Here is a 15,168-nt window from a genome sequence, read left to right as displayed (position 1 = left end):
CACTTTAAACGTGGATTGAAATTTCAACCGAGGAAGATTTTTCCATTCAGAAGATTCAATTTCTCTGATAGAAGAAAATCCGAATTTTTTCTCTTGTAAGATCGGTTCCGTACAAAGGTCGCGATCCGTGATTGCAGGATGTTCTCGACTTTAAAAACTGTGCACCTTGTCCGACGGTTGTTTTACGGGTCGTGGGATTTTTTCGGTTCGTCATCGTTTCGAAAGATCTTTTTTCGAAACGATGTTTTCTCGAAATCGGCAGAAACCCTTCTAAAAAAATTCGGTTTCGTCGTATCCGATTGCGGGGAGTTCTTTGCAGATTTTGTTCCCTGGGAGTATTCCGAACTTTTTAACCGACTTCTTTTTTTAGATTTGTAAGGGAGTTCCTACATTCTGGAGTTTTGGAACCGGCTCTGATTCCATTTTTTTTGTGGATAGGCTCGTTCGATTCTAAATCTAAAATTAACGTTGGAGGAGAGATTGATGATCTCATTCTTGAAGTTTTTCGAGGTTTTGGGAAAGCGGTCGAGGATGATTTCAGCGCTCAAAGGAACTCTCCATCAGCGTGATTCATCTTTTTCTATAGAGTTGAATGTCAAGAAAAAGATCGGAACAAGGGAAAAGAGAGGGAGCCTAAGCGCTCCTCACTTCGTAGGAGCGGTTGTATCCAGATTTGCTTGTTTGGATTCTGCCATTTTCATCAGACGATCGATGATTTCTTGAGCATCCACTCCGAACTTTTCAAAGATATGATTTTTTGCGAGTTCGTATCGAAGAATATCAATGTTCAATTGGATCTTGGTCTGCGCTACCTGAAGCTCGGCTTGGATCAAATTGTCGAGGGCGGTCTTCACGGCAACGGCGGTGAATCTTCCCTGTCTAAAACGTTCGGAAAGGCCTCTATAAAACCGATTGGCTTCTTCTCTTCTTTTTTTCGCGCCTTCGTAGATGTCCTTTCCGGAAACGATCGCCGCATAACGATTTTCTAATTCTTCTTTGATGGAAAGTTTGAGTTCCGCTTCTTTCTTCTGCAAATTCTCAACGTCCAACTTTGCATTTCGGATATCGGCTTTGATTCCTTTGTCCCAAAGAGGATAAGAAAATTGAAAAGAAGCATAGGCTTCTGGATATTTAAAAGAAGCGATTCCTCGATTGGTGTCCGTGATATTTTGCTGAGGAGCGACGATATTTTGTCCTCTTGTGGAATACGCACCCGAAACTTTTAGCGAAGGCATGTCTTCCGCTTCTTTGATTCTTAGATTGAGTTCCGCGATTTCCCTTTGTTTGCGGAGATTCTTCAAATCGGTTCTGTGTTCCAATGCGTAGATATAGTCTTTTTCCACGTTAAAATCGACGGGAACGGTTTCTTGAAGATCCGTAACCCCCTCGATCCGAGAAGAGGGATCCGCGTTCAAAATGCGAATCAGAGTTCTTTCGGCTTCTCTTCTGGAAACCTTCGCCTTTTCCAAATTTCCCGCAGTCTGGGAAAGAATCGAACTCCAGAGGTTGACCTCGAATCCCTCGGAAAGGCCTAAATTCCGTTTTCTCGCGGTCAAATCACGGATGTTTCTGGTGTTGGATTCTAATTCTTCCAAAGTTTTCACGTTGGAATCGTAGATATTCAAACTCCAGTATTGAACAAGGGTTTGAACCACGAGTTGAGAAAGGGTATAAATCAATTCTTCTCTTTTGATGACGGTGTTTTGTCTTAGAATTGCGTCTTTGTCTTTTTGCGTTTTTCCGAAGCCGTATTTTAGAAGTTCCTGGCTCAGGGTGATCGTAAGGGCGCTCGTATATTGAGGAGGAATCGCTAAAGAAGACAAACTCGAAGGAGTAGAGGCAGGGTCTTCAAAGGCGCTCGTATCAAAACGAGTCGTACTTCCTTCCAATTTTGCGTAGGTCCCGGTTCTAAAATTTTTCTCGACCCCGACGCTGAGTTTATCCTGGCTCTGTTTCGTTCCTAAGAAAACGTTGTTTCGGTTGTTCGGGAGAGTGGTTTTAAAAACTGTAATTCCACCGATCAAGTTCCAGGTGAATTGAGATTCGTTTTTCAATTCGCTCCCGTCGGCTTTTATGTATTCCATTTTTGCATTTTGGATCGTAATGTTCTTTTCCAAAACGTGATTGACCGCTTCTTTGAGCGTAAGGCGCAGTACCTTCTTAGAATCGTTTAGGTTCCCTTCGGAAGATTTTTTTTCTTCTTCCATCAAGGTTTCGTTGGCGTTGAATTCCTGAGAAGTAGCAGGTTGAATCGCCGCAAAAAGGATGGTTCCGGAAATGAGAATATTTCTAAATTTTCTGCGAGTCCTTTCCTTTTTGTGGTCCATGTAAGTGCCTACTTAATGGACATGGTTGAATGCAGGAAGTTTTTTACAAATCGAAAAATCAGTTTTACGAGACCAAAAGAGAACAATTCAATGAAATTAAATCCACAAAACGCGAACAGACTTGCCAAAGAAAAAAGTCCGTATCTCCAACAACACGCAACCAATCCGGTAGACTGGTATCCTTGGGGTGAGGAAGCCTTTGCGAAAGCAAGGGAAGAAGATCGAATGATTTTTTTGTCAATCGGTTATGCGACCTGTCATTGGTGTCACGTGATGGAACGTGAATCCTTTGAAAATCAAACTATTGCGGATTATTTAAATTCACATTTTGTTTCGATCAAAGTGGATCGAGAAGAAAGACCCGATATCGATCGAATCTATATGGATGCCTTGCACGCGATGGATCAGCAAGGTGGATGGCCACTCAATATTTTTTTAACTCCCGAAGGAAAGCCGATCACCGGGGGAACTTATTTCCCTCCGGAACCCAAATACGGAAGGAAGAGTTTTTTAGAAGTTTTGAATATCTTAAACAAGGTCTGGGGTGAAAAACGTCAGGAGTTGATCGCGGCTTCCTCCGAATTATCCCAGTATCTAAAAGAATCCGGAGAGGCACGCGCGGCTACGAAAGTGGAAGGCGATTTCCCACTGGAGAATTGTTTTGAATCCGGTTTCACATTGTATGAAGGATACTACGATTCCGATTTCGGAGGATTCAAAACCAATCACACGAATAAGTTTCCACCGAGTATGGGACTTTCGTTTTTGCTAAAGTATCATCATTCTTCCGGAAACAAAAAAGCATTGGAGATGGTGGAAGACACTCTTCTTGCGATGAAACAAGGTGGAATCTACGATCAGGTAGGCGGAGGACTCTGTCGTTATTCCACGGATCATCACTGGCTCGTTCCTCATTTTGAAAAGATGCTCTACGATAATTCCTTATTCTTGGAAACCCTTGTGGAATGTTCTCAGGTTTCTTCGAAGATTCCAGCGGAGTCGTTTGCGATGGATGTGATTTCGTATCTTCATCGAGATATGAGAATTCCCGGAGGAGGGATCTGTAGCGCTGAGGACGCGGACTCGGAAGGCGAGGAAGGATTGTTTTATATCTGGGATCTAAAAGAATTTCGAGAAGTCTGCGGAGAAGATTCTACGATACTCGAACGCTATTGGAACGTGAGCGAGGGAGGAAACTTCGAAGGGAAGAATATTTTGCACGAACGTTTTCGAACGAGCACCGTAAATTTTACCGATGAACAAAAAAGGAAAGTCGAATCCGCTCTGGAGAGAGGAAAGAAAAAACTCTTAGAAAGAAGAAGTCAGAGAATTCGTCCTCTGAGAGACGATAAGATTCTCACTTCATGGAACGGATTGTATATCAAAGCCCTCGTAAAGGCCGGAGCCGCGTTTCAAAAAGAGGAGTTTCTGAATCTCGCTGAGGAAACCTATTCCTTTCTTGAAAAAAATCTGATTTCAAAAGAGGGAAGAATTTTGCGTCGTTTTCGAGACGGAGAATCCGGTATATTAGGATATAGTAATGATTACGCGGAAATGATTTCCGCTTCGATCGCTCTTTTCGAAACCGGTCGCGGAATCCGTTATTTAAAAAACGCGGTGCGATGGATGGAGGACGTCATTCGATTGTTCCGTTCTCCGGCCGGCGTCTTTTACGATACGGGAAGCGACGGGGAGAATCTTTTGAGAAGGAGCGTGGACGGATATGACGGAGTGGAACCTTCGGCGAACAGTTCTTTGGCGGATTCTTTAGTGCGTTTGTCTTCGCTTGGGGTCGACTCGGATCGGTATCGCGAAATCGCTGAGTCGATCTTCGTTTTCTTTACGAAGGAACTTTCCACACACGCTCTCAGTTACCCTTATATGCTCTCGGCTTATTGGAAATATAAGAACCATTCTCAAGAGATCGTTTTGATACGGAAGAATCGGGACTCGGGAAAGGAGCTCTTATCCGTGATTCAAAAGAAGTATCTTCCGAAGGCCGCGGTCGCCGTGATCGTCGAGGAAGAATTGGAAGAAGCGAGAACGTTATCCGCGCTTTTTGAAGGACGGGATAGTGGTGGGAACGCGCTCGCCTATGTTTGCGAAAACTTTTCTTGCAAACTCCCCGTGAGTTCTGTGGAAGATCTGGAAAAACAGCTAAAGTAAGGAGTTCCCACACTGGTTTGTAGACTCAATCAATCCGTGAAGCGGAAAAAGAGGAAGTTCCCACACTTATTTGTAGACTCAATCAATCCGTGAAGAGGACAACGAGGGAGTTCCCACAGTCGTTTGTAGACTCAATCAATCCGTGAAGCGGACAACGAGGGAGTTCCCACACTTGTTTGCAGACTCAATCAATCCGTGAAGAGGACAACGAGGGAGTTCCCGCACTTGTTTGTAGACTCAATCAAACTGTGAAGTGGAAAACGAGGGAGTTCCCACAGTCGTTTGTAGACTCAATCAATCCGTGAAGCGGACAACGAGGGAGTTCCCACACTTGTTTGCAGACTCAATCAATCCGTGAAGAGGACAACGAGGGAGTTCCCGCACTTGTTTGTAGACTCAATCAAACTGTGAAGTGGAAAACGAGGGAGTTCCCACGGTCGTTTGTCGACTCAATCAAACCGTGAAGCGGAAAACGAGGGAGTTCCCACGGTCGTTTGCAGACTCAATCAAACCGTGAAGTGGAAAACGAGGGAGTTCCCACGGTCGTTTGCAGACTCAATCAAACCGTGAAGTGGAAAAGAGGAAAAGCACCAAATTCATTCTTCAAAAACCTAATTTTCGAAACATTTCATTCGTAACTTTCGCGCCTTGACAGTTCAAGTGTATCTGATCCGAATAAAAATCGGGTTTCAAAAACGGTTTTTCAAATTCGAGTACTTTGAGATGTGGATACTTTGTCTGAAGAGGTGCAAAGGCCTTCCAAAACTTTGAAAAGTATCCGGTTCCTTCGATATAATCCGGAAAGGGCATCACGAGATAAAAAACCTGGATGTTCTGAGATTCCGTATATCGCAGAAAGTCCTCGAAAGCCGAAAAATCAAAATGAGGTTCTTCCTTGTAAGGGGAAAGAATTTCTTCTTTGAGTTTGTCCTGGCTCATTTGATAGAGAAGTGCGTGTTGCGGTTTGATACGATCCGAAATATTCAAACCACCGTTTTGAAAGGAGATCTTATTCGCAATCCACCGATTGTCCCTTACGTTACTTTCCGGAGCCATACACTGCGGAGTATAAAGTTCTTCACAACCGCAATCCAGTTTCATCGTTGCTTCAGCGGGTTTGTAGTTCTCATAGGAGAAAACGTTGAGAAGAGCTTTTCTGTATCGATACGTTGAGAATACGTTCGGGATCGAAGCGGAAAGAACGTAGAGTAGTTCCGGTCCCTTGTATTGGTCGAACATTTCTCCGATGGAAAAAAGATGAAGGATTCGATGGGAAAAGAATTTCCAATTGATCTCGGAAACCGTTTTCTGCATACTTTCGCTTCCAGATTCCATTATGAAATTCTTATATGTTAGACCCGAGATAAAACGAGTCTCAAGATATTCCGGAAGTTCCATGTTCGGTTTAACATATTTGATAAGCGCAGGGTCCACGATCGGATTCCCGTATCCACCCGCAATCAAACCCGGACTGGATGCGAATAGGATGAATTCCGGTTTTTTATTTCCTGCTTTCAAATACTTTGCTAGGTAATGCGGATAGTATCTTGCCCCCATCGCGGGAAGGCTGAAGTTGTAAAGGTTCGATTCCTTGGATGGAATCAAAGACATACTTCTGGAATCTCCGAAGATGAGACCTTTGTAGTTCAAGGTTCCTGATTCCATTTTTTTCCGGACGTTGTTTACGAGGAAGACTTCCGTATGTTCGTAAAAATAGATACCGGTGAATCGGGCGAGGAGTTCCACTCCGATCACGATTGCGAGGACGGTCAAAACGACTTTATTCTTAAAAAGCGAAGTAAATGACATTTTTGCCGAACACACCTTTCAGAACTATGCAGTAAAAGAAAAAAAGATAAGTAAGAATCCGAATCACGGCAGGTTTTTCGAATATAAAGAATGCTGAATTCTTCTTAAAATGAAAATAATCCCAGACGAGAAGCGGACCTATGACCTTTACGATTTCCGTAAAATAGTTAAAGACGCTGATCTGATCGTTTGGACCTTTGAGAGTGAAGAAGTTTTCGAAAATTCCCAAGAAAAGAATTTTGGCGTGGTTTCCGTCGTAACTTCTGAAAAAGATCGAAGTCATCGCGAACATAAACGTCGTAAAAAAACAGGACCAAAAGAAAAACCCTTTGGCGAAGAACGCATGATTTAGAATCGGAAATTTGGTCTTCGCAAAAAGTTTGAGTCGATCGAAAGGCTCACGAAAAATCATGTAGAGGACGATATAAAGTCCGCAACAGAGTCCCCAAAACGCGAAGTTCCAACTCGCTCCGTGCCAAATTCCGGAAAGTCCGAAAATAATAAATAGGTTTCTAAAATTATAAAGTTTACTTACTTTACTTCCACCTAACGGAATGTAAACGTAATCGGTGAACCAGCGGTTGAGGGTAACGTGCCATCTCCGAAAAAGTTCTCTGAAGTTTACGCTGAACTCGGGCGTGATAAAGTTTTCACTGAGGTTGAATCCTAGTAAGAATGCGGAACCCCTCGCGATGTAAGAATAGCCGGCGAAGTCGCAATAGATCTGAAAAAAGAAAGCGATAAACGCAAGAATCGTATGAATCGCGGAGTGACCGCCCGCTAAATCCGGATTGGCCTTGTAGATCAAAGGATTGTCTAAGAAAACGAGATTTACGAGTTCCGCGAGATTGTCTGCGACATAGGTTTTCATGTAATAACCTACAAGAAGCAAAAGGCAACCCTTGTAAAAAAGATCCAGATTGATCTTTCTGTCTTCCTTGATCTGCGGAAGAAGGTCTCCCGCTCTTTCGATCGGTCCGGCGACCAACTGAGGAAAAAAACAAACAAAAAGCGAGAAGTCGATGAGATTCGTATCGGCCTTTAATTTACGAAAGTAGACGTCGATCACGTAGGAAAGAGTCTGAAAGGTAAAAAAGCTGATTCCGACCGGAAGAATGATCTGAAGGAAGGTTGCGTCTTGAAAAAGAGTCGGATCTTCTACTCCGAAAAGTCCGGCAGAGGTTTTGACGGCGACTCCCAAATTCTCTATAAAGAAATTATAATATTTGAAGAAGCCCAACATCCCCATGTCGATGATCACGGCTAAAAACAAAAGCCATCCCCGAATCTTGGGCGATTCTTTTTGTTCGATGAGAAGTGCGATGTAGAAGTTGGAGACCGAAGTGGAAATGATAAGGATCAAAAAGATCCAGTCCCACCATCCGTAAAAAGTGTAGGAAGCGATTAGAAGAAAGATATTCTGGATTCTTCTTGAGGTTTTTTTAGCGGTGAAAAAATAACAGACCACCAAGACGATCAGGAAAAAATAAATGAAAACCGCGGAGTTAAAAATCATTTTCGATCGACCGATCCGAAAGGAACGAAATCTCCTTTAGAGTTCCATTCTCTTGGCGTCTCGCCAGAGTCTGTCCAGATTGTAGTATTCTCTTTTTTCGGGAGTCATGATATGAATGATGATTTCGCCGAAGTCGAGAAGGGTCCAACCGGAGGTCGCTGAAGTTCCGGTCTTGTCTGCTTCTTTGTGAGCTAATTTAAATTCTTTTAATGTTTTTCTGACTTCTCTCGCGACCGCGTTCGCCTGGACGGCGGAGTTTACGGTGCAGATCACGAAATAACTAAGATAACTGTTTACGGTCTCTAAATTCAGAATGCTGATTTCTTCGCATTTTTTATCCACCATGATGTCGTGGATGATCTGAAGAATTTCTTTGGTTGTGGGTGTTTGTTTTGGAGCGGAATTCATGAAAATTATTTTCTCGGTTCGTAATCCGAGCCTACGACAACGGTTGCGTCCAGACCCTGATCCTTTCTCAATACGTGGTGCACTTCCGCTTTTTCCAAAACGGTAGAGATTCTATCCATGATCGCCGTGTTGCCCGAGCGGTCTATCACAACGGTCTTAGGAAACCCTTTTTTCCACGCGTTGTCCGCGGCTAAGACCTTGATTCTTTTATCGGAAAGAATGCTCCGAACGTCTTTTGCAAGTCCAGCGACTTCGGTTCCGTTCAAAACTTCGGTTCTACCGAATTCCGCGTCCGCAAAGACGTCGGAGTTCATGTCTTTTGAAAACTTCCGAAAGGCGACTCTGGCCCTTGCGATATCGGTTTTGAGATACGTCTTTTTCGTTTTCGGATCGTTCAGAGGTTCACCCGGAAGTTCGGAGATGCCGAATTGAATTCTTCTTGAGTTAACAAACTTCACAAGACTGATAAAATCTTCTTTGGAAAGATCGGTTTCCACAAGGCTATGAGCGAAGATCAGAAGAGGAGTTGTGAGAAAATCCTTTCTTTGAGTGAGGGTTTCGTAGAGCGTTAGGACGATACTTTCTTCCCGACTGATACGGTCTAGATAATCGAGATTCTCCTTTTTGTCCATCGTGACCGCGTAGTCGTAGACGTCTTGACCGGACATGGTATAAACACCGTCCTGGCGATTGTATTCGGAAGAATTTCGGACGGTTCTATTGTCCATATAAATGCTCAAGCCGCCGAGGAGATCCACGATTCGAATCCAATTCGAAGCGGAGAGACTGATCGTATAATGAGGTTTGGTTCCGATGAGATCGGTGACCGCACTTTTTACGGAGGACTTCGCTCCGGATTTGAGAAGGTCGAGAGAATCATCCGGATCGTCGAAAGAAGTGATCGGATGAATGAAGTAAAGGGCGCAACGATTGTTCGAAGGAAACAAAGTCGCCAAAAGTCCGAATTCGTATTCTTCGGAATCACCGACGGCATGAAAGAGAAAGTAAATCGGTTTTCCGGCGGCGATTTTTTCTTCCAAACCGGTTCGATTGAATTTGCTAATCAGAAAGATGAGTGCGGAAAATAAGAGAATGCCAGCCGCGATATAAAGCAACCAACCCGACGTTTTTTTAGAAGGTTCTTTTGACTCCAAATCTATGCCTCGATTCCATTTCAAACCGGAAAAGCTGACTGTCAAACGGTTATTTTGCTCGATTCAATTGCGTTTGTAGAACGATCGGAATGCCAACGCTCGAATGCAATGAAGGCGCATCTTGATTTTTCTATTCCGATTCTTTCTAAATTTTTTTTCCGAACAAAGAGGGGAATAACTTTTCGTTGACGAACTTCGTAAACTACAAAGAATTCCGTCTTCGACAATACAAAAAGAGAAATCGAAATTCGAGGAGAATCAAGTGAAATCAACGATGATGAATTATCAACTTACCGTTCCCGCGATCTTAAGAAGAGCGATCGACGTTCATCCGGAAAAACAGATCGTAACGAAGATGAACGACGAATCGATCCATCGATATACGTATTCGGATTTTTATACTCGAGTGACGAAGTTGATCGACGCTCTGCGAAAGGCCGGAATCCGACCCGGAGATAGAATCGCAACTTTTGGGATGAATCATTATCGACATTTAGAAGTCTACTTCGCGGCGCCTTCGATGGGAGCGGTCTTACATACGTTAAACGTAAGATTGTTTCCGGAACAATTGGTCTATATCGTAAACGATGCGGAAGATTCCATCATCTTTGTGGACAAGAGTTTGAGTAAGATTCTTTCGGAGCTCCTTCCGCAGTTTAAGAAAAGGCCCCAGTTTATCCTCATGGATGATTTGGAGGCGATGGACGCGGCCGAACTTCCGGGTTCGATCGATTACGAAACGTTCTTAAAGAACGGGGATGAGAACGGGGTCGAATTACCGGAGATAGAAGAGAACGAGGCGGCGGGAATGTGTTACACTTCCGGGACGACTGGAAATCCAAAGGGAGTCGTTTACAGCCATCGGTCGATCTATCTTCATACGATGTCGATCTGTATGTCCGATAGTCTGGGAGTTTGCGAGAAGGAAACCGTTCTTCCCGTCGTTCCGATGTTTCACGCAAACGCTTGGGGTATACCGTTTGCGTGTGTTTTTACCGGCGCGATGCTCGTCCTTCCGGGAAAACATCTCTTAGGACACGGGCTGGCATCCTTATTGGAAGAGGAGAAAGTGAGCATCGCGGCGGGTGTTCCGACGATCTGGAACGTGCTCTATCAACATCTCAAAAAGAATTCATACGATTTGAGTCGATTGCATACGATGGTGGTCGGAGGTTCGGCGGCGCCGCAGTCGATGATAGAAGGATTTAAGAATGATTTTGGAATCCATATTCTTCACGCATGGGGAATGACGGAGATGTCTCCGGTAGGAACCGTTTGTAGACTGAAAACGACGATGAACAATTTTAGAGAAACAGAAAAATTGCATATACTTTCCAAACAAGGACCTGCGGTGGCGGGTGTGGAAGTAAAAGTAATCGACGATCAAGGAAACCGGATTCCGAAAGACGGAAAAACTCCGGGAGAGCTCGTAGTGAGAGGACCTTGGATCACGGCATCTTATTATGGAAATCCGAGCCAAGAATCGTTTACGGAGGATGGATGGTTCCGGACCGGAGACGTGGTCACGATCGATGAACATTCTTACATACAGATTACGGATCGAAAAAAGGATCTGATCAAAACAAGAGGAGAATGGATCTCGAGTGTCGAAATGGAGAGCCAGGTTTTAAAATCTCCTGGAGTGTTGGAAGCCGCTGTAGTTGCCAAGCCGGATTCGGTTCGCGGAGAAGTTCCGGTCGTATTCGTGGTCGCGAAAGAGGGAGAATCCATCGATAAAAAAAGTATATTAGAAGTATTGAAAGTCCATTTTGCAAATTGGCAACTTCCGAATCACGAAGACATACGTCAGATCGAAACCATCCCGAAGACAAGCGTGGGAAAATTCGACAAAAAAGTATTGAGAACCAGGCTTTAAAGGATGGAAATAAAAACTTGCCCGATAAAGATTCGGGCGTGCCTCTTCGCGGAGTATTCGCGGGAAAGAAAGTTATTTCTTAAGTGCGCTTCGAGTCGCGTGCCTACGGGCCAGTCCTCTTCGAGGACGCTTCGCGCCCTTCGGCCCGCTCACGCAAAAGATAGAAAACGATAAACATACTTGAAAAGAAAACACAGGTCTTTGCAGAAACCGTTTTTGGGAGTAAAAAAACTTCATTCAAAAAAACGAAAGTGATTCAAAGATTCAGAGAATTGAACTTACTTTGATTCTTCCGAATCGTAGTTTTTGTCGGGTCACTTAGAATCGGGTCCGAATGCTTTTTTCGTTTTTGCTTCTAGGGAAATTGAATCCGACCTGCTTGGGGGGCGAGGCGTCTTTTCCTGTGAACTAAGGAAAATTTCGAAAACAGAATTGCGGAAAAGAAAGTAAGCTCGCAGTATCAAACCGAAAAAAAATTCACTTCCATGGAAAAAGCGCGCCCAAATCGAAAAATGGCGGAACCGAAAAGGGTATGGGCTACTTAACTTTCAAACAAAACGAAGAAATTACATCCAGGCTCCAGGAAAATAGAATGGAAACCGTAACGGTTCTGATTCCGGAACGTACGTTGAAACGGTGGGGAGAGAAAAACGCAAGGGCGCTTCCCAAAAAAATTCCACAACTGTTGAGGACGTATGGGAAATATTTAACCGCGACGAAACGTCTTGGAAAAAAGGCCGGAAAGACTTTGTATCAGCCGAGTCCTGGAAGTGGAAAGATGAAGCGAATGAATGTCCGCTTAAGTACGGGAAGTTGGATCTTTTTAGGGACACTGGCGCAAGCCCACGGTGTTTCCAGGTGTTATCTTTTTAATTATCTGCTTTGGTTGGAAGAATTGGGAGTCGGAGATTCTATTGTGCAAACCGTGAATGCGGGAGCTCCCACTTTTCACAGATATTACAGTTATATTCTCGATCTAGATTTATTAGAAAATCAGGTAACAAGACGGCTTCAAACCGAACCCGCTTCCATTTTTTTCGTCTTAGATTATCGAGATTGGTTTCCGGACTAAAAAAGTGACGGACTCTTTCAAAAAAACAAAACGAAGGCCACTCTTTCAAACCGAAGTTGGAATTCTTATGCTCGGAGGTTCAATTCGACGATCGTTTTATTTTAGACAACGAACTCCGGCGTAGTTGCTCAGATGATCCCAGCGAATCTCGCCCTTAAAGACATCCAGATTGTAGGCACCGTTTTCTCCCATGGAAATCGAAGAAGACCAATACCGTCTTTCCTCGTCGTTTGTCGTCCAAGATTCTGTTTCCCCACTTTCATAAGAATCTTCTAATTCGTCGATAGTGGGCAGGCGAAGATCCCGGGAACTACAAATTTGACTCGCCTGATACCAGTTAAAAGTTCCTTTTGCGGATTCCCAATACGTTTCTTTCTGAGAAAGTTGCCTCTTTATCTTTTTCTTAGAATATTCTGAATTTAGAATATTCTGTGAATTAGATGTTGTTTTTCCCGATTTATCCATTTCGGTTTGCGTGCCTTGGTAGTGGATGTTGAAGAGTTTCTTGAATTCACCGTTCGGATTCGGAAGTTTAACGGCCGTTTCTAAAATGTCCCTTAATTTGGATTTAGCGGAGCCCCAGAAAAGTCCAGTCTTGGATTCCCAATCCGCGCCAAGCTGATGACTGTTGATGATCTGAGTCGGATTCTGCGTTTCCAAACCTTCGTGTAAAAGGGAATTCAATTGTTCCTGAAGAGAAATGGGTTCGTTGAGTTTTTGATTCACTCTTTTGATTTCTTTTTTGATTCTTTCAATTTGGGAAAGGCTGGTGAACTCCGACTTTGCTAAGGTAACGATTCCGTCTCGAAAGGCCTCGTGAATCGCGTTTTGGCGCTCCTCTTTTTCCTCTTCTGTGGAAGACAACGCTTCAGCTGTGAATTCTTTTTCAATCCGAAGATACAATGTCTCCAAACGATTCGTAAGGTGAGAACGTCCCGTCTTTTCCGCGACCTCGGCCTTCTTCTGAACATTATCTTTCAGTGATTTATATTGGGATCCTGTTTTGGAAACGAGATCCTTCAAAAGACTTCCGTACAATTTGGACGCGAGCGAAAAATCAAAAATGGAATACGCCCGATCCGCTTCTTTTTCTCTCAAGGAGAACAAAGCCGATTCGACTTGATCCTTCCTTTCCTGAATACTTTGTTGAATTTGAATTTGTCTGTGTTTTTCCGGAACTTTGGAAGAATATTCTTCGGCTAACAAAACATAGGCGTTTAGGTGTTTCCCAAGATCCTCCGGCGTTTGTTTTTTGGGTTCGAAAAGATCCCGATCTATGTCGTTTATCTTTTCCTTATATTCCAAACTGTAATTGTTCGTGATACTCGTCTGAATCTGTTTGACGAATGATTCCAATTTTTTTCGAGATTCTTCCGAAAGTCGTTCGTTAAACGCGTGTAAGATGCGAGCATAGATTTCAGTCGATTCCGAATAATCTTTTGAAAGCGTATATTTTGCCGCCTGATCCAATTCTTCTCTTACTTCCTCCAAAACTCCTTCTAAAATTTTATCGGAAGTCTTAAATTCCATAGAATTGAGATTGGTACCGGGAACCGGCTTGATCTTTAAGAACGCGACACTCATGTTTCCGCTCGTGGATGCCGGAATCTGATTGAGGTCCGGATTGTATTTCGGATCGATGAGTTTTCTTCCCGATTCTCCGGCGTAATAATCCATCAGAAATTCGGGAAATTCCATCTGAAACGTGGACTTGATCGAATAAGAAAGCGTTTTGGAATCTCTTGTTTGGTTTCGAAGAGAAACGTAGATCAATCCGTTTTTGGAAGAGATCGTTCCCGAAATGACTTCGTTTGCGTCGATCGCATCGGCGATCTGTTTTAAACAGATTTCATCCGAACAATCCATCTTTTGAAGAGCTTCCAATTGTTTATAAAGAACGACCATAGATTCGTCGTCCACGATCGTATATTTTCCTTCGAAGTTGTGTAAGACCGAATTGATGATCCCGTTTCGAAAGCGATTCTCTAAGCCGGTTTCAACATTTCCGTTTACTTTCAATTTATGGACGTAAATTTTAGAGGGTTTTGTCTGCGCAAAGATCGAGAAGGGAATCCATACAAAAAGAAATAGAAGAGGAATCCAAATGCGCATCGTGATCATCCTATTTTCGTTGAGGATCTTTTTAAAAATTGGAAAAGTAAACAATTATTTGAATTTCTCAAATTGAGATTTACTTTCTCTTATAAAAAAGCAGTTTTGAGTGAAAATATCAAATTCAATGAAGTTTTTTCCTTTCTTTCTTTCTAAAAAAAATATTTCCTTCCTGTTCCTTTTCTTGATTCCTTTGGGAACCGGGTCCTCCGAACCCCTTTCTAATTTTGCCTTTTACAATCTGAAACGGGAAAGAATCGTTCTTTCCGATTCTCTCAGGGAATTTTCCAAAAAAGATATCTTGATTTTGAACTTTACGGGTTCCACTTGTCAGCCTTGTAAGGAGCAGGTTCCGGTTCTTCAACGTCTTACGAAGGAGGCGAATCTTTCGTCTCGAGGAGAATTTAGGATTCGATTCTGGGTGATTTTCGTAGGAGACGATTTTCGGACAGGACAAGAATATTCTAAAATTCTAAAATTAGAAAAGGATACGGAGGTTCTGATCGATCCTCTCTCTGCAAGTTATTCTCAGATAAAAATCGTCGGCTTGCCAACGGTGTTCGTTCTGGATGGGAACCAGGAAGTTCTTTTAAAAACGGAAGGTTTTACCAAAGAGGGAACGAACTCGCTTGAGAATTTTCTTCATTCCCTTGAAGGAAGAAAATGATTCTTTAAAAAACCGGGTGCGTTCTTACTTCTTTTACAAAATGAACAACGAGGATTCAATC

At 43.2% G+C, this 15,168-nt stretch carries 10 protein-coding genes; 4 read left to right on the top strand and 6 right to left on the bottom strand.

The window, feature by feature from the left end:
* Nucleotides 1-644 precede the first annotated feature (644 nt).
* Entirely contained in the window at nt 645-2,327 is a 1,683-nt protein-coding gene (locus tag DLM75_RS18460) for a TolC family protein (protein WP_118969980.1), read from the bottom strand.
* 21 nt (nt 2,328-2,348) lie between these two features.
* On the opposite strand from DLM75_RS18460, the gene DLM75_RS18455 reads away from it, so the two are divergent.
* The gene (locus DLM75_RS18455; RefSeq protein ID WP_118970134.1) at nt 2,349-4,493 is read left to right on the top strand and encodes a thioredoxin domain-containing protein; all 2,145 of its coding nucleotides are present in this window, start codon (nt 2,349-2,351) and stop codon (nt 4,491-4,493) included.
* Between the two features lie 603 nt (nt 4,494-5,096).
* Here DLM75_RS18455 and DLM75_RS18450 read toward each other — a convergent pair.
* From DLM75_RS18450 to DLM75_RS18435, 4 genes are read right to left on the bottom strand one after another with little or no spacing between them, the layout of a single operon-like run.
* A complete protein-coding gene (locus tag DLM75_RS18450) occupies nt 5,097-6,302 on the bottom strand; it encodes a hypothetical protein (RefSeq protein WP_118969979.1) in 1,206 nt (401 codons plus the stop codon).
* Nucleotides 6,280-7,818, bottom strand: a complete 1,539-nt coding sequence (locus DLM75_RS18445) for an MBOAT family O-acyltransferase (protein WP_118969978.1) — start codon at nt 7,816-7,818, stop codon at nt 6,280-6,282. The genes DLM75_RS18450 and DLM75_RS18445 overlap by 23 nt, the downstream gene beginning before the upstream one ends.
* A 36-nt stretch (nt 7,819-7,854) precedes the next feature.
* Nucleotides 7,855-8,226: a ribosome silencing factor gene (gene rsfS / locus DLM75_RS18440; RefSeq protein ID WP_069606453.1), complete on the bottom strand. Its 372-nt coding sequence runs from the start codon at nt 8,224-8,226 to the stop codon at nt 7,855-7,857.
* Between the two features lie 5 nt (nt 8,227-8,231).
* Complete coding sequence (locus tag DLM75_RS18435) at nt 8,232-9,443, bottom strand: LCP family protein (RefSeq protein ID WP_429945497.1); 1,212 nt, start codon at nt 9,441-9,443, stop codon at nt 8,232-8,234.
* Nucleotides 9,444-9,642: 199 nt separating this feature from the next.
* Here DLM75_RS18435 and DLM75_RS18425 point away from each other — a divergent pair, with 199 nt between their 5' ends.
* Nucleotides 9,643-11,256 (top strand): long-chain fatty acid--CoA ligase, encoded by a 1,614-nt coding sequence (locus tag DLM75_RS18425; protein WP_118969975.1) that lies wholly within the window; start codon nt 9,643-9,645, stop codon nt 11,254-11,256.
* Nucleotides 11,257-11,788: 532 nt separating this feature from the next.
* On the top strand, nt 11,789-12,328 hold the full coding sequence (locus DLM75_RS18420; RefSeq protein WP_118969974.1) for a DUF1564 domain-containing protein: 540 nt from the start codon (nt 11,789-11,791) through the stop codon (nt 12,326-12,328).
* Nucleotides 12,329-12,424: 96 nt separating this feature from the next.
* Here DLM75_RS18420 and DLM75_RS18415 read toward each other — a convergent pair whose 3' ends face one another.
* Nucleotides 12,425-14,440, bottom strand: coding sequence for a cag pathogenicity island protein CagA (locus DLM75_RS18415; protein WP_118970133.1), 2,016 nt, complete (start codon nt 14,438-14,440; stop codon nt 12,425-12,427).
* A 127-nt stretch (nt 14,441-14,567) separates the two neighbouring features.
* Here DLM75_RS18415 and DLM75_RS18410 point away from each other — a divergent pair, with 127 nt between their 5' ends.
* Nucleotides 14,568-15,107 carry a TlpA family protein disulfide reductase gene (locus tag DLM75_RS18410; RefSeq protein WP_118969973.1) on the top strand — a complete coding sequence of 180 codons (540 nt, stop codon included), beginning with the start codon at nt 14,568-14,570 and terminating at the stop codon, nt 15,105-15,107.
* The last annotated feature ends 61 nt before the right edge of the window (nt 15,108-15,168 follow it).

The organism is Leptospira stimsonii, from assembly GCF_003545885.1.
Lineage (GTDB): Bacteria > Spirochaetota > Leptospiria > Leptospirales > Leptospiraceae > Leptospira > Leptospira stimsonii.
Note: the sequence above shows the minus strand (reverse complement) of the source record. Positions and strands in the feature narration are given on the sequence as shown.